This is a genomic window from Litoreibacter roseus (genome assembly GCF_009811795.1).
Classification (GTDB): domain Bacteria; phylum Pseudomonadota; class Alphaproteobacteria; order Rhodobacterales; family Rhodobacteraceae; genus Litoreibacter; species Litoreibacter roseus.
The window spans coordinates 1,124,225-1,149,194 of sequence record NZ_BLJE01000001.1; the positions used below are offsets into that span (position 1 = coordinate 1,124,225).

Sequence of the window (24,970 nt, forward strand, 5' to 3'; positions counted from 1 at the left end):
CAATACATAATTGGTTCATTTTGAGGGCAGAGTGCCAGATCAATCTCCCCTTCTGTCACTGAGCAAGCTCAGCCTGCGCTTCAAGGGGCAGCCAGTTTGCGCGGTGGAAGATGTCAGCCTGTCCGTCGCCGCCGGCGAAATCCTATGCGTTGTTGGCGAGTCGGGGTGCGGCAAGAGCGTCACAGCCATGGCGCTGATGGGGCTTCTGCCGCCGGGCGCCGCGGAGATTCATGGTGGCGTCATGACATTTGACGGCCAAGCATTTGATCTCACGAAGGATCGTGTCCCATCTGACCTTCGTGGTGGACGGATCGCGATGATTTTTCAGGAGCCGATGACATCACTCAATCCCGTCTTTCGCGTGGGAGAGCAAATAGCGGAATCCGTCCAGCGACACAGCGGATGCTCGCGGGGTGATGCGCGTCTTCGGTCGTTGGAAATGTTACGCTGCGTTGGGTTGCCATCGCCTGAACGACTGCTTGATCAGTACCCGCACCAATTTTCAGGTGGTCAGCGCCAGCGCGTGATGATCGCCATGGCGCTTGCCAATGACCCCCGTCTTCTGATCGCAGACGAACCAACCACAGCGCTGGATGTCACCATTCAGGCGCAGATTCTGAACCTGATCCGCGATCTTCAACGAGACACCGGGATGGGCACCATCATGATCACTCATGATCTGGGTGTGGTCGCTGATGTCGCTGATACTGTGGCCGTGATGTATGGCGGTCATATCGTGGAAAGCGGCCCTATGACCGAGATCTTCGAAAACCCGCAGCACCCTTATACGATTGGGTTGATGGCCTCTGTGCCGCGCCTGTCCGGACCACGCCAACGCTTGACCACCATCAACGGTACTGTTCCGTCTATCCGGCAGATGCCAAGCGGTTGTCGTTTTCGCACGCGGTGCGCCTTTGCCGCCGAGACATGCAGCACGCGACCGGCGCAGGCGGAGGTGGGCCCGGACCACAGCGTAGCGTGTCATTTTGCGCCGCTCGAGCAGATGCTTAAGGTCGCTGGATGACTGCGATCTTGGAAGCGCGCGACGTGAAGAAGCACTTCCGGATAGGTGGGGGACTGTTCGGTAAGGCCGCTTTGGTGCGTGCCGTCGATGGCGTTTCGCTCTCGATCACATCTGGCGAGACCTTCGCAATCGTCGGCGAGTCAGGCTGCGGAAAATCGACACTTGCCCGGGTCTTGATGCGCCTGCTTGATCCAACGGAGGGCGAGGTTGTCTTCGACGGGACTGCCGTGACCCATGCCAGTGGCAGGACGCTGGCCGACTTGCGTCGGAACATGCAGTTCATTTTTCAGGATCCGTTCTCGTCGCTGAACCCGCGGATGACCGTTGGAAAGCTGATCGGCGAGCCGTTGGAAATACATGCGCCCCAGCTTTCGGCCAAAGATCGGCACGCCAAAGTCGCGGACCTTTTGGCGCAGGTTGGATTGAGACGGGAACATGCGGGCAGATATCCGCATGAGTTCTCTGGCGGTCAGCGTCAGCGGATCGGCATCGCGCGCGCGCTCGCTTCTGGTCCGCGGCTGATTATTGGTGATGAGCCGGTTTCTGCCTTGGACGTCTCGGTACAGGCGCAGGTGATCAATCTTCTCAGTGATCTGGGCAGGGACCTTGGTCTGACTCTGATCTTGATCGCTCACGATCTGGCCGTGATCCGCCATATGTCTGATCGCGTAGCGGTGATGTATCTGGGGAAAATCGTCGAGCAGGGGACAACGGATGCCCTGTTTGAGGCTCCGCGCCATCCCTACACCCGTGCGCTTCTCGATGCGATCCCGGATCCCGATGATCGGAACAGGGCGGGCCGTCCGCAGATTGATGGGGAGATGCCCAGTCCCGCCGCGCCACCCCCAGGCTGTGCATTCCATACGCGATGTGCGCACGCGACAGACCGCTGCAGAAAGGTCGTACCAGTGCCGGACGAGACCTCAGATGGTCATATGACGGCGTGTCATCACTGGCGGGACATCGTCGATGCACCGCGCCAGCCTTTCCCGCTCAACCGGAGCGCGGCCACGAAAGCGCGGCTTGATCTTTACAGAAAAGCGACCGAGGGGGCGAAGATCACCCAGATCGCTCAGCCCAAACCTGACAGAGAGGAAATGAGATGAAATATCTAGCCCTGACCACGGCAGCCATCGCGATGATCGCGACGGGCGCAACGGGTCAAGACCTGCGAATTGCATTGCAGTCTGACGCCGACATCCTGGACCCCGATCAGTCACGTACGTTTGTGGGACGGATTGTCTATGCCTCCCTCTGTGACAAGCTCGTGGACATCACGCCGGACCTTGAAATCATCCCGCAGTTGGCGACCGAATGGACAGTGGCGGAGGACGGTCTGTCCATTGAGATGACGGTGCGGGAGGGCGTGGTGTTCCATGACGGTACCGCCTTCAACGCACAAGCGGTGGCGGATAACATCGAGCGATCCCAGACACTTGAGGAAAGCCGTCGGAAGTCAGAGCTGTCTTCTATCGCATCCGTGGACGTCACGGGGGACTACACCCTGACGCTCAATCTGACAGGGCCCGATGCCACCGTGATGGCGCAATTGGCAGACCGGGCGGGCATGATGGTGTCACCTGCTGCGGCAGCCGAGGCGGGGGCAGATTTTGGACTAGCCCCGGTCTGTTCTGGCCCCTTCACCTTCGGCGAACGCGTGGCGCAAGACCGTATCGTTCTCAACAAGTTCCAGGACTATTGGAACGTCGACGCAATCAATTTTGATAGCGTCACCTTCCTGCCTATTCCGGACACCACAGTTCGGTTGGCCAACCTGCAATCAGGCGATATTCATATCCTTGAACGGCTCGCCCCCACGGATCTGGGACAAGCTGAAGCGGATCCGGATATCAATGTCGTCTCGGCTGTGTCCCTTGGCTATCAGGGTATCACGTTCAATGTCGGCAATGGCGACAAGGCGGACAATCCATTTGGGACCGACAAGCGTCTGCGTCAGGCGTTCAGCTATGCGATGGATCGGGACGCCATAAATCAGGTGGTGTTCGAGGGGGCATATGCGTCCGGCAATCAATCCTTCCCGCCCACATCCCCTTGGTACAACAGCGAATTCCCGATCGAAGCGCGCGACGTCGAGAAAGCAAAGGGCCTCTTGGACGAAGCTGGGTATCCCAACGGCGTTGATCTGACGGTACAGGTGCCCAACACCACCATTCCGCTTCAATTGATGCAGGTTGTCCAAGCTATGGCCGCCGAAGCTGGCATCCGGGTCGAGATCGTCTCGAAGGAGTTCGCGACCCTTCTGGCGGATCAATCTGCAGGTGATTATCAAGCCAGCCAGATTGGCTGGTCGGGTCGGGTTGATCCGGACGGCAACATTCATCAGTTCGTGACCACGGATGGCGGCATCAACGACAGCGGTTTCTCGAATCCTGCCGTCGATGAGGCGCTGAATGCGGCCCGGTCACAGGCCGACACAGCAGCCCGGAAGGCCCAGTACGATGCGGCGCGCGCCATTCTGATCGACGAAGCGCCGCTGGTGTACCTCTATCACCAAAGCTGGATTACGGCGCTTGATGCAGGGATCGAAGGGTTCACACCATATCCTGACGGGATGATCCGCCTCGAAGGTGTAACCCTCTCTGAATGACTGGACCGTCTGGCTGCAGATAACGCAGCCGGACATCCGACAAGGGGCATTTCATGCTGTCGTTCTTTCTCCGCCGTTTGGCTATCGCGATACCGACGATCCTCTTGATCTCGGTCTTCGTGTTTGCGTTGCAAAAGCTTTTGCCGGGCGATCCCTTATTGGTGTTGGCAGGGGAGGAGCGCGACCCGGAGGTCCTCGAATTTCTGCGCGAGAAATACCGGCTGAATGACCCGATCCCGATCCAGTATCTCGCGTGGGTCGGGAATGCACTACAGGGGGATCTGGGAACATCTTTCCGCACCAACCAGCCGGTGACTGAACTGATCGCAGAAAAACTTCCCGTCACGATCCAACTGGCTGTGATGTCGCTGATCTTTGCAGTCCTGATCGGCATCCCGGCGGGCATCCTGTCTGCCTACCGCAAAGGGACGCTCACTGATTACGTGGCCAATGTCGTGGCGCTTTCGGGGCTGTCGATCCCGAACTTCTGGCTGGGGATCATGCTAATCCTGCTGGTGTCGGTGAAGTGGCAGCTGCTTCCCGCTTCGGGCTATGTCCCGCCGGGGGAGGATCTCTGGCAGTCTATCCGCACCATGATCATGCCCGCGTTCGTCTTGGGAACCGCGCTTGCGGCAACGCTGATGCGGCACACCCGGTCCGCGATGCTGGGTGTGCTGACCTCGGACTATATCCGCACCGCCCGCGCCAAGGGCTTGTCCGAACGAAGGGTCGTTTTCAAGCATGCCTTCCGCAACGCGTTGACCCCGATTGTAACCCTCACCGCGCTTCTGTTTGGGGAGTTGATCGCGGGCGCGGTTCTGACGGAGCAAATATTTACGATCCCCGGCTTCGGCAAACTGGTGGTCGATGCGGTATTCAACCGCGACTATGCGGTGGTTCAGGGTATCGTTCTGGTTACGGCCGTGGGCTTCATCTTAATGAACCTGCTCGCGGACATGGCTTATTTCCTGCTCAATCCGCGGCTGAGAGGGGCGTAATGGCGCTGGTTGATCAAGACACCGCCGATCTTCCAGCGCCGGAGAACCGGGTCTGGAAGAAGTTTCGCGGCCACAGTTCGGCGATGCTGGGCGGTGTTTTGGTGACCTTCTTTCTTGCCGTCGCACTGCTTGCGCCGATCCTGCCGATCCCTGATCCGGCTGCAACCGATTGGGGCGCTGTCCGGCAGGCACCGTCGGCGGCGCATTGGATGGGAACCGACGAGATCGGTCGCGATGTTCTGTCCCGCATGATCTGGGGCGCGCAGGCCTCGCTGTTGGCGGGTGTTATTTCGGTTGGGATCGCCGTGATCATCGGCGTGCCGCTTGGTATCATAGCAGGCTATTTCGGCGGGTGGATCGACGCTGTTATTTCCCGCTGCACCGAGGCGCTTTTGGCGGCGCCCTTTCTGATCCTCGCGATTGCACTCGCGGCCTTTCTGGGACCAAGCCTGACAAATGCGATGATCGCAATCGGGATCTCGGCCACACCGCTGTTTATCCGTCTGACACGGGGCCAGGTCATCAATGTGAAAGTCGAAGACTACGTCGAGTCCGCCCGGGCCATCGGGTTGCCGACCCGCTTGATCCTGTCGCGCTACATCTTTCCAAACGTTCTGCCGCCGATCCTTGTGCAGGCCACGCTGACGATCGCGACGGCTATCATTGCAGAGGCGTCCTTGTCGTTTCTGGGCCTCGGCCAACAACCGCCCGCGCCCAGTTGGGGCTCCATGCTGAACACGGCCAAGAACTTCCTCAACCAAGCGCCTTGGATGGCGCTGTACCCCGGTATCGCGATTTTCCTTGTGGTGCTGGGGTTCAACCTTCTAGGCGATGGTCTGCGCGACGCGCTCGACCCCCGCGAACACTGAGAGGCACCTTATGGCATTCACAACCCGACCGGAAATACGCGGCACGTTTGGCGTTGTCACATCGACGCACTGGATCGCGTCGGCCGTGGGCATGTCGATCCTTGAGCGCGGTGGGAATGCGTTTGATGCAGCCGTTGCGACCGGCCTCACCTTGCAGGTTGTGGAACCCCACCTCAACGGCCCGGCCGGCGATATGCCCGCGATTTTCCAGAAGGCCGGGGAAGCGGTGCAGGTCCTTTGCGCCCAAGCCCCGGCACCTGCCGGGGCTACTTTGGAACACTACCGTGCGCAAGGTCTGACCCTGATACCGGGATCCGGCCATTTGGCGACTGTCATTCCCGGCGCGTTCGACGGCTGGATGCTGATGCTGCGTGACCACGGCACCATGGACCTGCGGGACGTGCTTGATCCAGCGATTTCCTATGCGCGGGAAGGCCATCCGATCCTGCCACGTGTGGCCAACACCATCGCTGGACTTGCTGAATATTTCGCTGAGCACTGGCCCAGCAGCGCGGCCGTCTGGATGCCTGATGGTGTCGCGCCCGATGCCCATACATTGTTCAAGAACCCGGATCTTGCCCACACGTATACGCGCTTGGTCGAGGCGGGTGAGGCCGCGGGGGCAGACCGCATCCAGCAGATCGACACTGCTCGCAAGGAGTGGGCGTCGGGCTTCGTGGCGGAGGCGATCGATGCCTATGTGGACGACGCAGAGGTGATGGATGTCTCCGGCACGAAGCACAAGGGGGTCTTGACCAAGGCCGATATGGCGAACTGGTCTGCGGCCTATGAACCTTCCTTGTCCTACACCTACGAAGGGTGGACGGTTCACAAAACGCAGGCCTGGTCTCAAGGGCCGGTTCTTTTGCAGGCCTTGGCGATCCTAAAGCACCATGACATCGCAGGGATGGATCCGTTGGGGGCGGATTTTGTCCATACGGTGATCGAGGCCATCAAGCTGGCCTATGCGGACCGGGAGGCTTACTACGGCGACCCGCGTCACAACGACATTCCCATCGAGCAACTTTTGTCAGACAGCTATAACGCCGAGCGGGCCGCGCTGATTGGTTCAGAGGCCAGCACAGAACACCGCCCCGGTCGCATCGCCGGATTTGAGCATCTGGCCGATGCCTACATAGACCGCGCGACCCGTGATTTTGGCGCCGTCGATGCCGCACCGCAAGAACCCACGATGGCCCATTTGACGGAGAAGCGCGGCGACACGGTTCACCTCGATATCATTGACCGTTGGGGAAACATGGTCGCGGCCACGCCGTCGGGCGGGTGGCTGCAATCAAACCCGGTTGTGCCGGGGCTGGGATTTCCATTGAATTCACGCGCGCAGATGTTCTGGCTGGAAGAGGGACTTCCAAATTCACTTGCCCCGGGACGCCGACCCCGGACGACGTTGACCCCGTCGCTCGCGGTGCACGAAGATGGTCGGCGGATGGTGTTCGGCACACCGGGTGGTGACCAACAGGATCAGTGGCAATTGATCTGGTTCCTGCGTTTCGTCCATTGGAACATGGAGCTTCAGGCGTGTATCGACGCTCCGCTGTTTCACTCTATGCATTTTCAGGGCTCCTTTTACCCGAGGGCAACCAAGCCCGGTGAAATGATGGCGGAGCCAGGGTTTGGCGATGCGGTTATCGATGATTTGCGCGCGCGTGGTCACGTTGTGCAGGTTGCAGAACCGTGGTCCGTAGGTCGTCTGACCGCCGCGCTTCGGGATCCGGACGGTGTCCTGCGCGCCGCCGCGACACCGCGTCTTATGCAAGCCTATGCGGTTGGCCGATGACCTGGAGCCTGATCGCACGTGATGGCGATGAGATCGGCCTTACCGTCGCCTCGAAGTTCTTCGCTTGCGGCGCGGTCGTGCCCTATGTCGGTCCACGCACCGCCGTCGCAAGTCAGGCGTTCTGTAATCCTGTCTGGGGCACAGAGGGGCAGACGCGGCTTGAGACGGAGGATGCTCATGACGTGCTGGCTGATTTCGTCGCGCGCGATAAGGGGCAGACGATCCGTCAGGCGCACATAATGGACGCAAGCGGCGTATTCGCGGCCCACACCGGCGCGGATTGCGTCGATTGGGCGGGCCATCTTATCGGCAAGGATCACTCCGTTGCCGGGAACATGCTGGCAGGTCCGGAGGTGGTCGAGGTGACATCCGAGGTGTTTCTGTCCACGACCGGTCCGCTCGCGACACGGATGATCACAGCAATGCAGGCGGGTGAGGCCGCGGGCGGTGACAAACGGGGTCGGCAGGCCGCGGGCCTTACAATTCACCGTGGCGAGCAGCATCCATGGCTGTCGCTGCGTGCTGACGACCATGCCGATCCCTTGGGCGAACTCGACAGACTTTGGCAGGTGGCGCAGGAGCGATACGTCCACTTTGCGCTCGGCATGCCAACTGAGGCGAACTTTTCTGGCAGCCCGACGCGGGATCATATTGATGCCGCTATTGCCGAAGCGGAAGCGCGTCGGGTATCGCAAGGGCGAAGCAGTTCGTCACACGCGGTCGACCATGACACAGCCACTTAAACTCCGCCTCATGGCGCTGATCGAGGCGGAATTGCCCGCTGACGGTCGGTTGCCCACGGAACGCGCGCTGGCGGAACGGTTCAACACCTCACGCAGGTTGGTGCGGCAGGCGCTTGACCAGCTGGAGGTCGAGGGGTTGGTGTGGCGCAAGCAGGGCTCCGGCACGTATGCAGGCCAGCCACAGGATCCGACCGGTGATCTGGCCGCGCGGATCGCGGGTGAAACGGACCCCATTCAGGTGATGGAGGCCCGCTTGTGCATCGAACCTGAACTGGCGGCCCTCTGCGCCGTTCGAATGACCGACGATGAGATTACGCGCCTGCGCACGCTTGCAACACGACAGGTCGCGGCAGATGCGCAGACGATAGAGCTGTGGGACGGCGCCTTACACCGGCTGATTGCGCAATGTGCTCGCAACCGCCCGCTTCTGACGGCCTTCGCATTGCTGGATCGCATCCGATCCAATCCGGATTGGGTGGCGGTGCGCGCCCGTGCGCGGAGCAGATCGTCTATGGCGGTGCCGCACAGTGAACATGAGGTTCTTATCAACGCCATTGCGGCGCGGAACCCTCATGCGGCGCGCCAAGCGATGCACGACCATCTATCGGCCCGTTTCATGGCGCTTCAGGCGGAATTTGACGGGACCACGCGCGAAGCCGGCGAGTGAGAGGTGCGCAAGACTGTGTGGACCTGGGCACTGGTTTCACGATGCAGCGTGATGATGGTTTTTGATATCCGCAGTTGCGATAAATCTCTTGAATCGCATCGAACTAACACTTGAAGGCTCTTATCGGACTTCAGTAAATTCAGTCTATGCGCGCTTGATCACGCCGATCGCGTCAAGTTCGGCCTCAAATGCGCTGAGGTCGCTGTCAAAGGATGTGGCCTTTATTGCGTCGAAACGCTTACGGAGTTTTGCTTTCTCGGCACCTTTGCAGTCGTTCCATGGGCGGCCCTGCAATGCCATCACCAGTACATAGTAGCCGATGAAATGAGGCTTACTGCCGGTTTCCAGTAGCCTGGCATAGGCCTTGTCTGCGCCAAGTTCGCGAAGCGCCTCGGCGGATGTAATGCCCGCGCGCGTCAGTGCTGCCTCGTAGGCAGGACCAAGATTTTTGATCGATGACACCGGTTCGGACATGGGCGTCATGATACAGCAGACATTCGACCTTTGACCAGCCTGTCGTCCTGAGGGCGCGACGTCTTAAATTGCCGCCCAATCCCGGAAGATCACTTCGGGCAGATCTTTGTCGTCGTCTTTTCCTGTAAAGTCGGTACGAACATCTTTGGTGTCCTGCGCGTCGACTTTATGCTCCGTCTCATCTCGTTGTGTCTCGTTTTCCATTGGACATACCTTTCACTACACAGCCGATGGTTGCATCGGTGACATCAGTATGTCCCAATTCATTGAAGAAACCGCTTCACAATTGAGGTGTTTGTCGCAGATTTGACGCGTTTTTTATAAACAATCAGCCAGCTGAGCCCCGAAAGTCCTTCGGTTTGAGACTATGTCGGGCCAATTTGTCATAAAACGTCTTTCGCGGAAGGCCCAATGCCTCGGCTGTTTCGGAGGCTTTTCCGTTCCGGCGGCGCAGTGCTTCGGACAATACCAGCTTTTCGAAAGCGTCCATTTGTTCTGCCAGCGTATGATCGCTTTGAACATCTGTAGGTGTTGCTGTCCCCATTGCAAAATTGTTCGCATGGTTGCGAAGTTCCGGCAGGTTTTCGGGCCAGTTTCGCGCCAAAACGTCTGAAAACACGTCGTCCGGGATGTTGGGCATATGCTTGTTCATGTTCCGGGCTGCCTGACGGACCAAAGACTCGAAAAGATCGTGCAGGTCCTCCTTGCGCCGCGACAGGGTCGGTATTTCGATCCGGATCGTGTCCAAAGCAAAGAACAGATCGCTGGCCAGTCCCTGGTTGCGCAGAATGTCCAAAGGCGGGCAGGCGGAGGCCAGAACGCGCAGGTGTTTGTGTGTGTCCATCAGCGAAATCAACGCGTCGTGTTGATCTGCGGTCGCCAGGTCCAGATGTTTGATCGACAGATCAAACGGGCCGTCCGGCACGTCCAGATGGGCCAGCTGCGTCGCGCTCAGCTCGCGCATGGAATACGGGCGGAAGGCGCGGGGCCTTGGCATCAGGCTGTGAAGCGTGAAGGCCGCGAGCCGCTTGCCCACGCCGGGCTGCCCCCAAAAATACACATGGGACGACATCTCTGCGGCTTGGCGCAAGTCCGCGCGCAGTTTTTCGGTCACGGCAGACGGGCCCGGAAAATTCTGTGCGGCAGCGTCCCCGTTTTTTAACTTCGTCTCCAGATGGCGAGAGCGCAGCACAAGCTGCCGGTGGTCAATCGCACGGTTCAGGACCTCCAGCAATTTTTCGGGCGGGCACGGTTTTTGCAGGAAATCATAAGCGCCTTCGGCCATCGCGCGCACAGCCATTGGCACATCGCCTTCGCCAGTGAGCAAGATCACAGGAAGCTCCGGATCAATCTCTTTGACCCATGCAAGCACATCGAACCCGTCCCGACCGGGCATCCGAATGTCGCTCACCACGACGCCCGGATAAGTGTCTGCGATCTGTGGTTTCGCCGCGACCAAACTGCCACTTTGAGTGACGTTGATGTTTTCAAGTTCCAAGGATTGGGTCAGGGAACGCCGCAAGACGGCGTCGTCCTCAATCAGGAAGACATATTTGTTAAAGGTCGGCATCAGGCCTCCCGCACTCGTTTCAAACGTATGGTGAATATCGCGCCGCCATCCTTGGCGTTGGCGGCGATCAATGTGCCGCCAAAACTTCCTACGATCCCGTAGGAGATCGAAAGCCCCAGACCCAACCCTTTGCTCGCTCCGACCTCTTTGCTGGTGTAGAACGGCTCGAACACTTTCTCGGGATGGTCTAGCCCAGGACCATTGTCGCGGATGGTGAAGACCGCATCATCGCTGTCTTCTGTCACGGTAATCCAGATGCGACGATCTTCTTGCGCTTCCAGTGCGTCGATGGCGTTGCCCATGAGATTGAGAAACACCTGCTGCAGACGGACCGCGCCCGCGCGAACAACAATAGGGGTGTTTGGAAGCTCTAACTTTAGTTCAACGGCTTCGCTTCGCAGTCGGGGTTCCACCAGAACACGTGCGTCCCGGATCACCTGTGCAATATCGATGCGGTCCAGTGTTAGCGTTTCCTTCCGGGCGAAGGCTCTGAGATTTGTAATGATCCGGTCAATGCGGCCGATCTGATCGGTGATCAACGTCAGGTTTTCGCGCGCTTCGCCCACGCGGTCCCGATCAATCAGCTTGGTCCCATTGGCGGCGAAGTTCTGAATGGCGGCAAGCGGCTGGTTCAATTCGTGGCTGATGCCAGCGGACAATTCCCCCAAAGCAGTTAGCTTGGACGCCTGCACAAGATCTTCTTGCGTTTGGCGCAGTTGTAATGTGCGCTCGGCCACGCGGGCCTCAAGCCGGGCGTTGGCAGCCTCTTCCAATTCCAACTGATCCGACAGGGCCTGACGTCGCTGGGCCAGTGTCAGCAGCACCAAGCCGATCAAGGCCATGCTTGCTGCGGCGAGAAGCGCCTCTAGCTTGGCGCGGGCTTGGGCCGGGGCGAGATCCATGAAAACCCGCGCGGACATGTCCAGCGTCGGAATGAAGCGGCTGAACACAAGCGCGTTCTGTGGCAACGGCGTGCCGGACCCGAAGTGCCATATGTCGTAAGGCCCTTGCCGCGTCGTTGTATACGGGAAGAAATCGCGCACGGCAGTCGGGGGATACCGGGTCAAGATGCCGGTTTGTGTCTCGCTCGCGTCGGCAGTCAGGCGGCGCAGGATAAGACCGGGGCGATTTGCGCTGAAAATCATGCCGTGCTCGTCGACAAAAGCGACCACGTCCTCGTCGATGCGCCATTCGAACTCCAGCTGGGCCACGTCTACTTTGACGGTCACGAACCCCAAGGAGCTTGTCCGATCGCCGATAGCACTTCGCGTGAAATAGAAGTTACGCGTCAGATCGTCGGCGCTGACCGCATGATAAACCCCAAGACTGCCATTCGCCGCGCGTTGCACGTCCTTTCGCGCACCAAAATTGCGACTGATCAGATTTTCCGCCTCTTCGAAGTTGGAGGAGGCGACAACATCCCCGTCACGATCCATAAAATAGATCGTCTGTGCCCCGGCAATTAGGACCTGTCGCAACAGAAATTCGCTGGTTTCAAGCTGTCTATCCAGTGCGGCTGCCGTCAGGGTCGGGTGCCGTGCTAGAAAATTTGCCAGTTCCCGGTAGCTTTCCAACTGTCCCATCAGGCGGTCGGCGGCTTGGGAGATGCGGACGTTTGCCGTTCTCTCCATCAAGGCCAGATTGTTGCGCAATGAAAGCGTGTAGACAGCCGCAACCAGAGCGATAACCAAGCCGGCATAGGCAAGCAAAAAAGGTGCGCGGACAATGTTCATAATGGACCGATTCGCACCGGAGTGATTCGACTGCAAAACTACCCTCGACTTAGGTCTCAATCAGAAAAAACGACAGATTTTTGTGCGGATCGCCGCACAAATTCCTGGGGATATCTCATGTGAAATGTGGCAATTGTTTGAATTTACTTGGAAATTTTTTTTAACAATTTGCTTTTGCCTCCCGGTTTTTTCGCGTCATGGTTGTGACATGACAGAGTACAAGGGGTGCTCTGTACTGCTTCGATTTTCCGATGGGAGGGAATCATGAAAACTTTGTTTAAAATGGCCTGCGTAGCAGCCGTTGCTTTTGTACCAAGTGTTGCCGCCGCCGCGTGTGACGACGGCGAGATGGTTATTAAATTCAGCCACGTAACAAATACCGACAAGCACCCGAAAGGGATTGCCGCCTCGCTGCTTGAAGAGCGCGTGAATGCCGAGATGAACGGCAAGGCTTGCATGGAAGTATTCCCGAACTCGACTTTGTATAATGACAACAAAGTGTTGGAGGCGATGCTTCAAGGTGATGTTCAGCTTGCAGCGCCATCGCTGTCCAAGTTCGAAACCTTCACCAAACAGTTCCGTATCTTTGACCTGCCGTTCATGTTCGCAAACGTTGAGGCGGTTGATACCTTCCAGAACTCCGACGCGGGTCAAGCGATGCTCGACTCGATGCAAAAGCGCGGCCTTCAAGGGCTTGAGTTCTGGCACAATGGCATGAAGCAGATGTCTGCAAGCAAACCGCTTATCACACCAGCGGACGCAAGCGGTCTGAAATTCCGCGTTCAGCCATCAGATGTTCTGGTTGCGCAAATGGAAGCCATCGGCGGCAGCCCGCAGAAAATGGCGTTCTCCGAAGTATACGGCGCGCTTCAGCAGGGTGTTGTGGACGGTCAGGAAAACACATGGTCCAACATCTTCGGCAAGAAGTTCTTCGAAGTGCAGGACGGTATCACCGAAACCAACCACGGCATCATCGACTACCTCGTCGTTACATCCGTTGACTGGTTGGACAGCCTTGACGCAGACGTACGCGATCAATTCCTGACGATCCTCGATGAGGTCACACAGGTCCGCAACGCAGAGTCGACCCAGACCAACGAAGCAGCGAAGGCTGACATCATCGCGGCAGGCGGCGAAATTCGCCAGCTGACCGACGAACAGCGTCAGGCATGGATCGACGCGATGAAGCCGGTCTGGACCAAGTTTGAAGGTGACGTTGGAAAAGAAAACATCGAAGCGGCTCAAAAAGCCAACGCGATGGTCAACTAAGCCACTCACGGCCTAGCATGGGCGCGGCAGGAGTGATCTTGTCGCGTCTTTTTTTTCGCTGAACCTCATCGGGGGATGGGACATGACCGAGGACAGGTCTTTTTTTGATACGATAGAGGAAACAATCATCTCAGTTCTACTGGGACTGATGACGATCCTCACATTTGCAAACGTTGTGGCCCGCTACGTTTTCAACTCCAACATTCTCTGGGCGCTTGAATTGACGGTATTCATGTTTGCGTGGCTCGTGCTTTTGGGCGCGTCCTACGCCGTGAAGAAAACCGCGCATCTGGGCGTGGACGCGATCCTTAACCTGGTGTCGCCCGCAACGCGGCGCATCCTCGGGCTGATGGCCGCCTTCGCCTGCGTAAGCTTCGCATTTTTGATGTTCAAAGGGGCGTGGGATTACTGGGCGAACTTCGCCAACCTGCCACAAACAGAGGGGCGCTGGTTTCCGCTGGGGTTCGAAGAAAGCTTCCGCGGCAAGGGCTGGTACGAGGTGAATGACATTCCCGTACCCGAAGCCATGAAGTTTTTGGAAGGTCTCCTGAACGACGGGGACGAATACGAAAAGATGCCGCGTGCCGTGCCTTACATGGTTCTGCCATTGTCCATGGGACTGCTGCTCTTCCGGACATTGCAGGTCACATGGAAAATCTACACCGGCGAAAAAGATATGCTGATCGTCAGCCACGAAGCTGAAGAAGCGGTCGAAGAAGCTGCACAGCAAGCGAAAGGCACCTGATCCATGGAAATCGCACTTCTTTTCGGGATGGTCATTGGCCTGATGCTGATCGGTGTGCCGATCGCTATGTCGCTTGGCCTCAGTTCGATTCTGTTCCTGCTGTGGTTCTCCGACAGCTCGATGGCCTCTATCGCTCAAACGCTGTTCGAAGCCTTCGAAGGTCACTTCACGCTTCTTGCGATCCCATTCTTCATCCTTGCGTCGTCGTTCATGTCGACAGGGGGGGTGGCGCAGCGGATCATCCGGTTCTCCATCGCATGCGTCGGGCATTTCCGGGGCGGTCTTGCGATTGCAGGTGTATTCGCCTGCATGATGTTCGCCGCACTGTCCGGGTCGTCGCCTGCCACGGTTGTGGCCATCGGGACAATCGTGATCGCCGCTATGAAACAGGCGGGCTACACCAAGGAATTTGCCGCGGGCGTGATCTGTAACGCAGGCACTCTTGGTATCCTGATCCCGCCATCCATTGTGATGGTGGTCTATGCGGCGGCGGTCGAAGTTTCGGTGGGCCGGATGTTCCTCGCAGGGGTGATCCCCGGTCTGATGGCGGGTCTGATGCTGATGATTGCCATCTATGTTATGGCGCGGATCAAGGACATGCCGGCGGGTGAATTCGCGGGTTTTGGTGAAATCTTTGCGGCGTTTCGGGACGCGGCGTGGGGTCTGCTGCTGATCGTGATCATCATGATCGGCATTTACGGCATTCCGGGCGTCACAGGGGCAATCTTCACCCCGACAGAGGCGGCTGCGGTTGCGTCGATGTACGCCTTCTTCGTGGCCTGCTTCATCTACCGGGACATGGGGCCCTTGCGCACGAAGGATGGTGAGCGGCTGGCGCTTTATCAAAATCCAAAGGCCATCGTCACAGCGTTCTTTCACAAGGACACACGGCAGACGCTCTTTGATGCGGGCAAGCTGACCGTGACGCTCATGTTCGTGATTGCCAACGCACTGATCCTCAAGCACGTCCTGACCGATGAGCAAATCCCTCAGAAGCTGACACAGATGCTGCTGGATGCAGGCTTCGGTCCGGTGATGTTCCTTGTGATCGTCAACATCATCCTTCTGATCGGCGGTCAGTTCATGGAGCCGTCTGGCCTTCTGGTCATCGTTGCACCGCTGGTGTTTCCAATTGCGATTGAACTGGGCATCGACCCGATCCATCTGGGGATCATCATGGTCGTGAACATGGAGATCGGGATGATTACGCCGCCGGTGGGGTTGAACCTCTTCGTGACGTCTGGTGTGGCGAACATGCCGATGATGGCGGTCGTGAAGGCGGCTCTGCCGTTCTTGGCAGTGTTGTTCGTCTTCTTGATCATGGTGACTTATATTCCGGCAATTTCCACGTTCCTTCCCAATCTGGTGATGGGGCCGGAACTGATCGTGAATTAGCGATCAATCCGTATCACGACGTTTCCAAGACGAAAGCTTTGGGCGAGGCCGACCTTTTCGGCCTTGCCCGGTTTCAGGCGCCGGTTGTCCAGAAAGGTACCGTTGCGCGCGCCGGGCTTGCCCGCTCCGCCGTAGTCCATGATGTAAAGTGAGCCGTCCCGCAGCATCAGAACGCAGTGCTGTCCTGAGACGTCACCATCCCCGACCAGCGGCAGGTCTGCCCATGCCGGGTCCCGCCCGATCTTGATGTTGCCGGTTTTTCGAAACCCGGGGATCTGTTCAAGTCTCACAGGGGGCTTGCCCGCATGGTTGCCGCTGCGAACCTGTAAGGCCCAGTCCTTGAAGGGTTTGATCGGCTTTGGTGCCATGGGTGAAAACCAGGACGCGCCGGTTTTGCGATCATAGCGGGCAGCGCCGTTCGGGTTGAGGCCTGTGAGCCCGAGAAACGTCAGCTTGCCCACGAACCGGGCGGCTTTGCGCGTCGCTGGCAGGTTGCCCCCATCATTGGTACGCATATCCAATTGCAGGATGGATCGGCCAAAGGACCGCCCACCCAGCACCAGTTCTGATAGCACCCAATAAAGCGCCAGCAGCGCGATGAAGACGCCAAGAAAGGCCAGAATGACCTCATTGCCGCGCGCTGAAATAGGCAGCACAGGCAGCAGAAGCCTCGCAAGAAAGGCTACAAGCACCAAATCAACGATCGCGGCAGCCAGCAAGAGCCGCGCTGCACTGCGCCCGTCAAGGCGTCCGCCAACCGGGCCCGTCACGCGAACTCCATCAAAGCGATCATGGCGAGCGTCACACTGGCGAATGTAAGGATCGTGGCGGAGCGCTGTTCCATCACGTCCGGAGTGTTGTATCGCGCATGTGCACGAAATTCGAAGGTGACGAGATACAGCATGATGCTGAGCCCGATCAACGTCAGGAAATGAAGCTGTGGCAACGCGCCCCTATAACCGGGATCGGTCACCATATCCGCCGAGGATACCAGCAGAACACCCCAGATCCCCGCAACAAAGAAAGATCCAACCCGCCACGCGTCCTTCCGTATGCGGGTCATGTAAGCCAGCAGCAGCCCGAGGCCCCAGCCCAAAGCGGTACAGATGATCACGAAAGCCGCCAGACGAATGGGCAGAGAGGCTTGCTGAAGCGCGTCAATGACAGTTGGTCCGGATCGCGATCCGCCACCATTGCCGACTGCGTTCAACGTGATGCCCAGGCCGGCCAGTAGCGTTGTGACGACAGACACAAGCCCTTTGATCAGATCAATGGCATTGTTGGAGAAGTCGACCCACTGTTTCAGCGGGCCGCTTTTCACCCAGCGGTTCATGGCTCCCACGTCTGGTACGCTCTTTTTGCGTGACCGGGACCCGGTGCTGTGTCTGTTACTCACCTGAAATGCCCCCCACGAACAGCTCAGAATTCGTTAAACCGATTGTCTATTGACACACCGCCCAAAACTGCATGGAGGCGGTGATCATACCACGCACAGTACGCACGCGCTGATTGTATCCTAATCTGATCTCCGGCAACCTTGTCTATGTTTTTTATTAAAACCTGTTGAGATCGTATGTCTTTTCGATAACCTGCGAGTCGTGTTTTTTGTGTGTTCGTGGGGGACAAATTTATGCAAAAGCTTATTTTTTCGGCATTCGCCGTGCTTATTATGCTGCTATCAGCCTGTACGGAAGAGAGCCTTCAACTGGCCAGTGTCACCGGGGGTGGCAATAAAACGCCTGCAGAAAAGGCGCTGGAAAAAGAAGTTAAAAGCCTCAATCAGCAAACCCGCGATATCATTGTCAGAAACACGGTCCAGGGTGCGCTGGCGGGGGCCGCCGCGGGATGCCTTGTCGGCGCATTGATCGGTGACAGCGGCGATTGCGCACGCGGCGCGGCAGCAGGTGCGGTGATTGGCGGGATTGGGGGCAATCAGGTTGGGCGCAAGGCCGCCAACGTGAATAAAGAACTGGTCAAACAGCGTGAGATCATCGCGAATTTGAACGGCGTGAACAAGCGTCTGACGTCGGTCGAGGGTAATCTCAAGCGCGTCGTGGCAAGCCAGAATGCGGAAATACGGTCCTTGCGGCGACAGCGCGCCAACAATCAATTGTCCAGTTCCGATTACGCAAAACGCGTGAATGCGATCAACGACAATCGCAAGGCGGTCCGCAACGGTCTTGGGACGGCTGAGCAGAACGTCGCCAAATCCCGCACCGAACTCGTAAAATTGGAAAAAGAAGGCGGTCGTCCGCTAACGTCCTCCAAGAAAGCGGCGTCCAGTACCCAGCGTCGTCTGTCGAGTTTGCGTAAATCCGTGGCGCTTGTGTCGGGCTGACGGTCCTGCCGAAGTCTATGGTCCGCCGCCGGATCTCAATCCTTGTAGACGTGTTTGGAGTTCTCAGATGAAACCTGTTTCGATTTTGACCTTTTGTGTGGCCGCCGCAGGGCTTGCCGGGTGTACCGGATCTACTGATCCGTCAGAAGCCGGGCTGTTCGACAATATCCGCAACATCAACACCGGTGAATATGATCGCCAGATCGCCCAGAACGAGGCCGAGGCTGCCCGGATTACGCGCGAAAACCAGGCCCGCCAAAGCTCCATCAATTCGCTGAACCGACAGAAGGCGTCCAACGCCTCAACGATTTCATCTTTGCGTCGGGAAATCGCCGCTCTGCAATCGCAACTCTCGTCTCTCAGGGCGGATGCGGGATCGGATGCGGGCAAGCTGGCGCAGATCAATCAGCTGGAAAACCAGCTTGTTGAGGTGCGGTCCGACGCCAACAACGGGGCCAGTGCCGGAATTGTACGCGCAGAATTGGGTCGCATCCGCAGTGCCGTGCGCGCATTGTCGAGCTAGGGAAGAAGCGACCGCAGAACCAAGAAACGTGAGGAGGGTAGGCGACATATGCAGGCAGGGTTAGGGGCGATTGGGGCGGCAATGCTCTGCTCACTTTTGATGGTCGGTGCGCCGTCCTTCGCGCAGGACAGCGGTACGGCTGAGCCGACGCAAGCGCAGGCCGGAACGCCGCAGCGTTACCCCGAGACGGGCATTGCGATCCTTGATTGCGACCCCGGTGCCCCCGCGCCTGACGACAGCTGCCTCGTCCGGCTGCCACCGAAGACCTTGCGCAACGGTCTACGGGCCAGTGAAGAGGCATCGTTTACATTTGCCCGGCCGGGGGCTGAACAGTTTCCCGAAGACATTGCCCTTTCGGCTACCCTTCTGCTGGTTGACGTAACACCGGGTCTCAACAGTGCCCGCCGCGCGACCTTCGCGAACGAGAAAGCCCTGTTGCGGAGCTTTGTCGAGGGATTGCCGGAAGGCGAGTCCATCGCGCTTTACACCTTCAAGGAAGATCTTCTGCGGGTCGTTGATTTTACCACCGATCACAATGACGTTTTGGTTGAGATCGACGCGCTTGCCTTGACTGGGCGCAACACACTGATCGCAGAACACACGAAGCAGGCGATCGACATTCTGGACCGCAAATCTGACGTTCTGCTGAAAAATGTTATTCTCGTCACCGACGGTCAGGATGAGGGTTTGGATTCCATCGCTGAAATCTCCGCAGCCGCGATTGAGGCGGAGGTCGGGATTTCCGCCCTCGGCATGGCATGGCGAGGCTTCGGCGACGCGCAGGTCGGTCGGGACGAAAACTTTCTGCGCCGCCTGACGGATGGACTTGGTGCAACCCAGATGGTCATTTTGCGCCGTCCGGCCGAAGCCACAACTGCGGTTACGAATTTCGCCGAAGATGTGTCCGCCTCCCGCCGCGGGTCCGGTTTGATCGTGCCAGACGGCGAGGCGCAGGCCGCCGATATTATTCTCGAACTGCGGGAACCTGAACCCGGTGTAGAGGGCGAATACCAAACCAACGAGGTGCGTGTGCGATTTGTCCCGGTCGCAGGTGAGGCTGCCCCCGAAACCCAGACACCGTCTGAACCTGCACAAGTCCCCGAAGCTACATTGTTTGGTGTACCGATCCTTTGGGCTTATATTGTAGCAGGACTGTTGATTTTGCTCGCGCTGGTTGTGTTGTTGATGAAACGTCGCAGCCATGCCTCGGACACAGGAACTGTTGACGACGACATTGACATTGATTTCGGCAGCGAAAGCGATGCTGATTTTGCCGCCGATCCCGATGATGCAACACAGATAGTGGGCGGCACCGTGCCGGACAAAACGCCTTCGGCGTTTCTGGTGCGCGAGCCTGACAATGCAAGAATGCCGCTCGTGGGTCAGCGGATTTCCATCGGGCGAGGCTCGGCCAACGCTGTGATCCTCAACGATGTGAGCATCAGCCGCGTCCATGCGGAACTGCATCGCAACAGGGATGGCGGGTACTCGGTCACGGATATGGATAGCCTCAATGGCACGTTCATCAACGGGCGTCAGGTGCGGGGCACATTACCGGTTCGTGCGGGGGATACGCTGAAGTTCGGTGAGATCAGCACGAAGCTGGTCTTGCCCTGAAGCCGGTCCCGCGTCGGGGCCGCACACGGGGAAAGTCGCGCGAACACACCGTTTGCGCCGTTAACGAGAGAGGGATCAGGGGGGCTGATCCCACACTTATAGGAGCTGCCGTTATGGGCAATGATAAGACAAAGTGGATTTTTGACGACAATGATGACCTGTCCTCGGACAGCAGTGTCGACTTCACCGAAACGATTGGAAACACGCAGGGTCATGACGAATTTACCGTCACGCCCGACGATGATGAAACGACGAAGATGGTTCCCCAGTCGGAAAAGACGACGATTGCGGTGGGTGACGCCTTCGATCCCGAGGAAGACCCTGACACCGCCGGGATGTCTGACCCGGTTGTTGGATGGCTCGTGGTCGTAAAAGGACCCGGTATGGGGCAGGCCGTTGCCTTAGGGGCGGGCATGAACACGGTCGGGCGCAGTCCCAGCCAGCGCGTCGCTTTTCCCTTTGGAGATCGCCTCATGTCCTCGGAAGATCACGCGCGGATCATATATGACGATGACAGCCGCGCATTTTTCATTGCCCACGGGTCTGGAAAGAACATCACGAAGGTAAACGGTCAGATGGTCGCCAATACGTTGCCGCTTGAAAATGGCGCAACCGTGGAGCTGACCAAAGCTACGCATTTGCGCTTCGTTGCTTTCTGCTCTGAAGACTTCGACTGGGCGGATGTGACAGACGCCGACGGGGCATAATGGTTCAGGTCGCCGGCAACCGCATTCTCGGTCAGCGCGAAAATCAGGAAGATGCGTTCAAGATCGTTCTGCAAAGCGAGCAGGACCCCAAATCTGATATTCTTCTGATCGTCTCCGACGGCATGGGCGGACATGTGGGCGGGGAGGTCGCCAGCGCGCTGGCCATTGATGCGTTCGAGACGCATTTTGTGTCCGGCTCTACCGCGCCGCGCCCCGGCGACCGCTTGCGGGATGCCACATTGCGGGCAAACGAAGCGCTTGGCGTCAGGATCTCGAAGGATCACACGCTCAAGGGCATGGGATGCACACTTCTCGGTGCGCTCAAGCTGAACGACCGGCTGATCTGGTCGAGCGTCGGCGACAGTCTTCTGTATCTGTTTCGGGGCGGCGTGCTGAAGCGCCTGAATGCGGACCATTCGATCTACGGCGAACTGATGGAACTTGTCGCGCAAGGGAAGATGACCAAAGCGGAAGCGTCAGCTCATCCTCGCAAAAACGCGCTGCGGTCCGCGATCACCGGCGAGCCGATATCGCTGGTCGATGTGAACTCTATCGCGTTGGAGCCGGGCGATCTCGTTCTTTTGGCAAGCGATGGTCTTGATACCCTGTCCGAACAGGAGATCGCTGAGGTCTTGCGCCATGCAAAACGCTCCGACGTGCCGGTCAAGGTGCGGGAGCTTTTGAGTGCGGTCGAAAAGGTTGGCAAGGCCACCCAAGACAATACGACGGTTTTGATCTACCAGCACGAGGGCGCTGGTGCGAGCGGCGTCTACGATGACAGCCTTTGGAAGCTTGGTGGCAAGACAGGCAATGGCGGTCTTGGTGTTGCCCTTGGATTTGTTGTCGGCGCGGTTGTTGCAGGGGGCATTGGGCTTGGCGTCTACATGCTGTCGCCCGACGAGCCGCCGCTGGTCACCGAGGAAGACCCGGTCGAGACCGCACCGGCGACCGAGGACCGGATGATCGTTGAAGAGGATGCAGAGCGTGCGCCTTTGCCTCAGATTACGCCGGACCCTGATGCGCAAGAGACCGTACCCGAAGGCGACGCAATCGTCCCCGAAGCGCCGACGCCGGCGCCCATTGAGGAAAGCCCGATAGAAGAGGGGCAGGATACCCAAACGCCGGAAGACGCGCCTGATCCGGACGCGGATAACGCAGACAGGGACGAAACGCAGGAAAGCCAGATCGAAGAGGCCGAGCCCATTGAACCTGCCCCCGCACCGGGGGATGCCGATCCGCCTCAGACAGATGATCCGACGGATGGCGCGGCAGATGATGGCGGCACCGACACGGGTGCAGGCGAGCAGACCGAGGAAGAGGTAACCCCTGCGCCTGAGACGTCCCCGGCCGCCCCAGCCGATGGCGCGCAGAGCGGATAGGTAAGGGGTGATCGATCCATGAGCACAGCCCTGCCCAAAGGTTTTGTCATCGGCGGCATGACACTTGGCGCACCGCTGGGCAATGGCGGCTTCGGGATCACTTATCTGGCGCGCGACAACAAGACGAAGCAGAAGCTGGCGCTCAAGGAATACTTCCCGGCCGAGTTCGCCGACCGTACCAGCGATATGCGCGTCGTCGCAAAACCAGAGTGGCGTAAGCTCTTTGACATGGGATTGGATGCATTTCTGAGCGAGGCAAATATCCTGAAGACGTTGCCGCGCCAGCCGGGGCTTGTTCGGGTGCGGGGCGCGTTTGCCAAGATGGAAACGGCTTATTGTGTGATGGAATACATCGAAGGCGATCCGATGGATAAAATGATCCCGCGGGTGGTGCAGCAGTACGGCTCTGTGCCCGAAGGTTTGATCGAGCAGTTCGTGGTGTCGATCACACAGGCCCTGTCTGCGGTTCACAGCAAGAAGCTGATCCACCGGGATGTGAAACCAGGCAACGTCATGATCCGTCGCGACGGCCAACCGGTGCTGATCGACTTCGGCGCCGCGCGGCCATACGGCAAGGCTGCCGGTGACGCGCTGATGTTCACGCGCAAATACGCCGCGATTGAGCAGTTTCCCAGCGAAGGACTCCGCCTGCGCAGACGGCTGCGCGAGGGGCCTTGGAGCGATCTCTATTCGCTTTCGGTGATGCTCTACGAGATGGTTGCGCGACGCGTCCCCCCGGACGCGATGACCCGGATGGAGGCAGTGCAGCAGGGCAAGAAGGACCCTTACGTGCCGGTCGCCGCGATGTTGCAGCGCAATAAGACACGGGACAAGTATTCCGACCGCCTTCTGGAAATGATAGATTTCGGATGTGCGCTGCTTCCTGAAAACCGACCCGCAAACGCCACTGCATATTGTCGGATCTACACCGAGAAGCTGGCGCCGCAGGACGCGTCGCTTACCCAGCATGAACAGTTTGGCATGGCCGAAAAGGTCGGCACATTCATGCGCGGTGCGGCGACCAAGATCACCAGTCGCAAGCCCCCCCGGGATCAACGCACAGAACCTCAGGACGCACCTGTCTCATCCCCGCAAAAGGACACCTCGAAGCGCAAAGGCGTTGTTCGGATGCTGGGGCTCATTTTTTTGCTGGCCGTTGGTGCCGCGATCTATGGCTGGATCGGCCAGCCCTCTCTGGAGGATTTTTAATGCTGCGATTTGCACTACGCATTGTGCTCTTTCTCACGCTGGCGTTTCCGGCTTGGGCCAAGCCGCCCAAGGATATGATCCAGAAAGCTGATGTTTCGACGGGGCGGGTTTTCACGATCAAGGAAAAGGGAGTGGGCACGGGATCCGGCTTTGTGGTCGGAACGCATGCGGGCAGCAACGATCTGCTCTTTGTTACCAATTTTCACGTCGTACAGGGCGGCAAGCAGTGGTTTGTGGGTTTTGGCGTGGGCGATGTCGTGCATCGGTTTGACGGCAAGGTCTTCGCAGCATCGACCGAGCTTGATCTGGCGGTGTTGAGACTGGATATGTCCAAGGCATCTTACCGCCCGCCCGCCATTCCCATCGGCACGGCCACTCTGGAGAAGGGTGATGAAGTTTTTGCCTTGGGGTTCCCGGGCACCACTGACGCGACCGTGAGCCGGAAGATGAGTGCCGATGCGTTCGAGACTACGCTGACACCGGGGATCGTCAGCAAGCTGTCTACGGGCCGTTGGAGCAAGCAGATTCGTGATCTTGAGATCATCCAGCACACCGCGGCGATCAATCGGGGCAACTCCGGTGGGCCACTGATTGATTACTGCGGTAACGTTGTGGGGGTGAACACAGCCGTTCGCAAGGGGCTGTCCAGTGTGAACCTGTCATCCTCCGCCGAGGTGTTGGCCGGATTTCTACGCTCTACCGACATTCCATTCCAACAGGTCGTGCAGTCCTGCAATCCGGATGCCACGCCGGCCCGACCGCAGCAGGTCGATCCCGGCGATGAGGTCGCATCGAACAACTCAGATGCGCCTGGCGGCTTGCCTGCATGGGGTATCGCGCTCATTGCTTTGGGCGGCGTCGCTGCGCTTGGCGGGGTCGCGGTTTACGTGACGCGCAGCGGCGCGAGCGCTCCGCTGGCGCCCACCTATGATGACACTTCGATGCTGTCGGGCGGTGTTGCCGGGGCCGCAGCGTCAATGGGAAAACCTGCCTTGGAACTCGCAGTGAAGCTGCCCGACGGCGGGACAAAATCTTTCGCAGTGAGCACAGAGCAACTGCGGCAGGGCGTAACAATCGGCCGGGCCGACAGTGCGGGTATCACAATCGACAGCCCCAAGCTCAGTCGGGAGCATGCCAAATTGGCCCTGAAAGACCGCAAACTGACCCTTCAGGACATGGGTTCGACCAATGGTGGTTCGGTCGATGGCAAGGCGCTGACGGCAGACAAGTCAGTTCAAATCAATTCCAAGAGCCGGATCGAGCTTGGCAATGTGCGTTTGAAAATTAGCAAGGTCGGATGAATC

At 58.4% G+C, this 24,970-nt stretch carries 24 protein-coding genes; 18 read left to right on the forward strand and 6 right to left on the reverse strand.

Annotation, left to right across the window (positions count from 1 at the left end):
- Positions 1 to 31 precede the first annotated feature (31 nt).
- The 8 genes from KIN_RS05610 to KIN_RS05645 are packed head-to-tail and all read left to right on the forward strand — an operon-like array spanning position 32 to position 8,707.
- Positions 32 to 1,024: an ABC transporter ATP-binding protein gene (locus KIN_RS05610; protein ID WP_159804938.1), complete on the forward strand. Its 993-nt coding sequence runs from the start codon at positions 32 to 34 to the stop codon at positions 1,022 to 1,024.
- The gene (locus KIN_RS05615) at positions 1,021 to 2,130 is read left to right on the forward strand and encodes an ABC transporter ATP-binding protein (protein ID WP_159804939.1); all 1,110 of its coding nucleotides are present in this window, start codon (positions 1,021 to 1,023) and stop codon (positions 2,128 to 2,130) included. The genes KIN_RS05610 and KIN_RS05615 overlap by 4 nt, the downstream gene beginning before the upstream one ends.
- On the forward strand, positions 2,127 to 3,632 hold the full coding sequence (locus KIN_RS05620; protein ID WP_159804940.1) for an ABC transporter substrate-binding protein: 1,506 nt from the start codon (positions 2,127 to 2,129) through the stop codon (positions 3,630 to 3,632). Before KIN_RS05615 ends, KIN_RS05620 begins: the two co-directional genes overlap by 4 nt.
- Before the next feature lie 53 nt (positions 3,633 to 3,685).
- Positions 3,686 to 4,630 carry an ABC transporter permease gene (locus tag KIN_RS05625; protein WP_159804941.1) on the forward strand — a complete coding sequence of 315 codons (945 nt, stop codon included), beginning with the start codon at positions 3,686 to 3,688 and terminating at the stop codon, positions 4,628 to 4,630.
- Positions 4,630 to 5,499, forward strand: a complete 870-nt coding sequence (locus KIN_RS05630; protein ID WP_159804942.1) for an ABC transporter permease — start codon at positions 4,630 to 4,632, stop codon at positions 5,497 to 5,499. Before KIN_RS05625 ends, KIN_RS05630 begins: the two co-directional genes overlap by 1 nt.
- Before the next feature lie 10 nt (positions 5,500 to 5,509).
- Positions 5,510 to 7,297: a gamma-glutamyltransferase family protein gene (locus tag KIN_RS05635; RefSeq protein WP_243144821.1), complete on the forward strand. Its 1,788-nt coding sequence runs from the start codon at positions 5,510 to 5,512 to the stop codon at positions 7,295 to 7,297.
- Complete coding sequence (locus KIN_RS05640) at positions 7,294 to 8,040, forward strand: DUF1028 domain-containing protein (protein ID WP_159804944.1); 747 nt, start codon at positions 7,294 to 7,296, stop codon at positions 8,038 to 8,040. The genes KIN_RS05635 and KIN_RS05640 overlap by 4 nt, the downstream gene beginning before the upstream one ends.
- On the forward strand, positions 8,024 to 8,707 hold the full coding sequence (locus KIN_RS05645; RefSeq protein ID WP_159804945.1) for a FadR/GntR family transcriptional regulator: 684 nt from the start codon (positions 8,024 to 8,026) through the stop codon (positions 8,705 to 8,707). The genes KIN_RS05640 and KIN_RS05645 overlap by 17 nt, the downstream gene beginning before the upstream one ends.
- A gap of 144 nt (positions 8,708 to 8,851) precedes the next feature.
- Here the strand turns inward: KIN_RS05645 and KIN_RS05650 are convergent, their stop codons facing one another.
- The 4 genes from KIN_RS05650 to KIN_RS05665 form a co-directional block, all read right to left on the reverse strand.
- On the reverse strand, positions 8,852 to 9,181 hold the full coding sequence (locus KIN_RS05650; protein ID WP_159804946.1) for a TfoX/Sxy family protein: 330 nt from the start codon (positions 9,179 to 9,181) through the stop codon (positions 8,852 to 8,854).
- Positions 9,182 to 9,244: 63 nt separating this feature from the next.
- Entirely contained in the window at positions 9,245 to 9,385 is a 141-nt protein-coding gene (locus tag KIN_RS05655) for a hypothetical protein (protein WP_159804947.1), read from the reverse strand.
- A gap of 124 nt (positions 9,386 to 9,509) precedes the next feature.
- Entirely contained in the window at positions 9,510 to 10,751 is a 1,242-nt protein-coding gene (locus KIN_RS05660; protein WP_159804948.1) for a sigma-54-dependent transcriptional regulator, read from the reverse strand.
- Positions 10,751 to 12,484, reverse strand: a complete 1,734-nt coding sequence (locus KIN_RS05665) for a sensor histidine kinase (RefSeq protein WP_159804949.1) — start codon at positions 12,482 to 12,484, stop codon at positions 10,751 to 10,753. The genes KIN_RS05660 and KIN_RS05665 overlap by 1 nt, the downstream gene beginning before the upstream one ends.
- Positions 12,485 to 12,766: 282 nt before the next feature.
- Between KIN_RS05665 and KIN_RS05670 the strand changes: the two genes are divergently transcribed.
- The 3 genes from KIN_RS05670 (at position 12,767) to KIN_RS05680 (ending at position 15,893) form a co-directional block, all read left to right on the forward strand.
- A complete protein-coding gene (locus KIN_RS05670; protein ID WP_279285223.1) occupies positions 12,767 to 13,753 on the forward strand; it encodes a DctP family TRAP transporter solute-binding subunit in 987 nt (328 codons plus the stop codon).
- Positions 13,754 to 13,835: 82 nt separating this feature from the next.
- Positions 13,836 to 14,498 carry a TRAP transporter small permease gene (locus KIN_RS05675; protein ID WP_159804951.1) on the forward strand — a complete coding sequence of 221 codons (663 nt, stop codon included), beginning with the start codon at positions 13,836 to 13,838 and terminating at the stop codon, positions 14,496 to 14,498.
- A gap of 3 nt (positions 14,499 to 14,501) precedes the next feature.
- A complete protein-coding gene (locus tag KIN_RS05680) occupies positions 14,502 to 15,893 on the forward strand; it encodes a TRAP transporter large permease (RefSeq protein ID WP_159804952.1) in 1,392 nt (463 codons plus the stop codon).
- On the opposite strand, the gene KIN_RS05685 is transcribed toward KIN_RS05680, so the two are convergent.
- Together KIN_RS05685 and KIN_RS05690 are read right to left on the reverse strand one after the other, a co-directional pair.
- Entirely contained in the window at positions 15,890 to 16,663 is a 774-nt protein-coding gene (locus tag KIN_RS05685) for an FHA domain-containing protein (protein WP_159804953.1), read from the reverse strand. The genes KIN_RS05680 and KIN_RS05685 overlap by 4 nt on opposite strands.
- The gene (locus KIN_RS05690) at positions 16,660 to 17,226 is read right to left on the reverse strand and encodes a hypothetical protein (protein WP_159804954.1); all 567 of its coding nucleotides are present in this window, start codon (positions 17,224 to 17,226) and stop codon (positions 16,660 to 16,662) included. Before KIN_RS05690 ends, KIN_RS05685 begins: the two co-directional genes overlap by 4 nt.
- A gap of 297 nt (positions 17,227 to 17,523) precedes the next feature.
- On the opposite strand from KIN_RS05690, the gene KIN_RS05695 reads away from it, so the two are divergent.
- From KIN_RS05695 to KIN_RS05725, 7 genes are all read left to right on the forward strand, one after another.
- Positions 17,524 to 18,231 (forward strand): YMGG-like glycine zipper-containing protein, encoded by a 708-nt coding sequence (locus KIN_RS05695; protein ID WP_159804955.1) that lies wholly within the window; start codon positions 17,524 to 17,526, stop codon positions 18,229 to 18,231.
- 67 nt (positions 18,232 to 18,298) lie between these two features.
- On the forward strand, positions 18,299 to 18,754 hold the full coding sequence (locus KIN_RS05700; protein ID WP_159804956.1) for a hypothetical protein: 456 nt from the start codon (positions 18,299 to 18,301) through the stop codon (positions 18,752 to 18,754).
- A gap of 48 nt (positions 18,755 to 18,802) precedes the next feature.
- The gene (locus KIN_RS05705; protein WP_159804957.1) at positions 18,803 to 20,371 is read left to right on the forward strand and encodes an FHA domain-containing protein; all 1,569 of its coding nucleotides are present in this window, start codon (positions 18,803 to 18,805) and stop codon (positions 20,369 to 20,371) included.
- A 113-nt stretch (positions 20,372 to 20,484) separates the two neighbouring features.
- On the forward strand, positions 20,485 to 21,078 hold the full coding sequence (locus KIN_RS05710) for an FHA domain-containing protein (protein ID WP_159804958.1): 594 nt from the start codon (positions 20,485 to 20,487) through the stop codon (positions 21,076 to 21,078).
- Positions 21,078 to 22,457: a PP2C family protein-serine/threonine phosphatase gene (locus tag KIN_RS05715; RefSeq protein WP_159804959.1), complete on the forward strand. Its 1,380-nt coding sequence runs from the start codon at positions 21,078 to 21,080 to the stop codon at positions 22,455 to 22,457. The genes KIN_RS05710 and KIN_RS05715 overlap by 1 nt, the downstream gene beginning before the upstream one ends.
- A gap of 18 nt (positions 22,458 to 22,475) precedes the next feature.
- Positions 22,476 to 23,666 (forward strand): serine/threonine protein kinase, encoded by a 1,191-nt coding sequence (locus KIN_RS05720; protein ID WP_159804960.1) that lies wholly within the window; start codon positions 22,476 to 22,478, stop codon positions 23,664 to 23,666.
- Positions 23,666 to 24,967 carry a trypsin-like peptidase domain-containing protein gene (locus tag KIN_RS05725; RefSeq protein WP_159804961.1) on the forward strand — a complete coding sequence of 434 codons (1,302 nt, stop codon included), beginning with the start codon at positions 23,666 to 23,668 and terminating at the stop codon, positions 24,965 to 24,967. The genes KIN_RS05720 and KIN_RS05725 overlap by 1 nt, the downstream gene beginning before the upstream one ends.
- The last annotated feature ends 3 nt before the right edge of the window (positions 24,968 to 24,970 follow it).

What these genes read in the sequence shown, in the direction of transcription:
- KIN_RS05645 (WP_159804945.1), top strand. Translation starts at nt 8,024, where the DNA reads ATGACACAGCCACTTAAACTCCGCCTCATGGCGCTGATCGAGGCGGAA.
- KIN_RS05650 (WP_159804946.1), bottom strand. Translation starts at nt 9,181, where the DNA reads ATGTCCGAACCGGTGTCATCGATCAAAAATCTTGGTCCTGCCTACGAG.
- KIN_RS05640 (WP_159804944.1), top strand. Translation starts at nt 7,294, where the DNA reads ATGACCTGGAGCCTGATCGCACGTGATGGCGATGAGATCGGCCTTACC.
- KIN_RS05680 (WP_159804952.1), top strand. Translation starts at nt 14,502, where the DNA reads ATGGAAATCGCACTTCTTTTCGGGATGGTCATTGGCCTGATGCTGATC.
- KIN_RS05705 (WP_159804957.1), top strand. Translation starts at nt 18,803, where the DNA reads ATGCAGGCAGGGTTAGGGGCGATTGGGGCGGCAATGCTCTGCTCACTT.
- KIN_RS05625 (WP_159804941.1), top strand. Translation starts at nt 3,686, where the DNA reads ATGCTGTCGTTCTTTCTCCGCCGTTTGGCTATCGCGATACCGACGATC.
- KIN_RS05725 (WP_159804961.1), top strand. Translation starts at nt 23,666, where the DNA reads ATGCTGCGATTTGCACTACGCATTGTGCTCTTTCTCACGCTGGCGTTT.
- KIN_RS05655 (WP_159804947.1), bottom strand. Translation starts at nt 9,385, where the DNA reads ATGGAAAACGAGACACAACGAGATGAGACGGAGCATAAAGTCGACGCG.
- KIN_RS05635 (WP_243144821.1), top strand. Translation starts at nt 5,510, where the DNA reads ATGGCATTCACAACCCGACCGGAAATACGCGGCACGTTTGGCGTTGTC.
- KIN_RS05665 (WP_159804949.1), bottom strand. Translation starts at nt 12,484, where the DNA reads ATGAACATTGTCCGCGCACCTTTTTTGCTTGCCTATGCCGGCTTGGTT.
- KIN_RS05690 (WP_159804954.1), bottom strand. Translation starts at nt 17,226, where the DNA reads ATGAACCGCTGGGTGAAAAGCGGCCCGCTGAAACAGTGGGTCGACTTC.
- KIN_RS05670 (WP_279285223.1), top strand. Translation starts at nt 12,767, where the DNA reads ATGGCCTGCGTAGCAGCCGTTGCTTTTGTACCAAGTGTTGCCGCCGCC.
- KIN_RS05615 (WP_159804939.1), top strand. Translation starts at nt 1,021, where the DNA reads ATGACTGCGATCTTGGAAGCGCGCGACGTGAAGAAGCACTTCCGGATA.
- KIN_RS05675 (WP_159804951.1), top strand. Translation starts at nt 13,836, where the DNA reads ATGACCGAGGACAGGTCTTTTTTTGATACGATAGAGGAAACAATCATC.
- KIN_RS05715 (WP_159804959.1), top strand. Translation starts at nt 21,078, where the DNA reads ATGGTTCAGGTCGCCGGCAACCGCATTCTCGGTCAGCGCGAAAATCAG.
- KIN_RS05660 (WP_159804948.1), bottom strand. Translation starts at nt 10,751, where the DNA reads ATGCCGACCTTTAACAAATATGTCTTCCTGATTGAGGACGACGCCGTC.
- KIN_RS05695 (WP_159804955.1), top strand. Translation starts at nt 17,524, where the DNA reads ATGCAAAAGCTTATTTTTTCGGCATTCGCCGTGCTTATTATGCTGCTA.
- KIN_RS05630 (WP_159804942.1), top strand. Translation starts at nt 4,630, where the DNA reads ATGGCGCTGGTTGATCAAGACACCGCCGATCTTCCAGCGCCGGAGAAC.
- KIN_RS05700 (WP_159804956.1), top strand. Translation starts at nt 18,299, where the DNA reads ATGAAACCTGTTTCGATTTTGACCTTTTGTGTGGCCGCCGCAGGGCTT.
- KIN_RS05620 (WP_159804940.1), top strand. Translation starts at nt 2,127, where the DNA reads ATGAAATATCTAGCCCTGACCACGGCAGCCATCGCGATGATCGCGACG.
- KIN_RS05720 (WP_159804960.1), top strand. Translation starts at nt 22,476, where the DNA reads ATGAGCACAGCCCTGCCCAAAGGTTTTGTCATCGGCGGCATGACACTT.
- KIN_RS05710 (WP_159804958.1), top strand. Translation starts at nt 20,485, where the DNA reads ATGGGCAATGATAAGACAAAGTGGATTTTTGACGACAATGATGACCTG.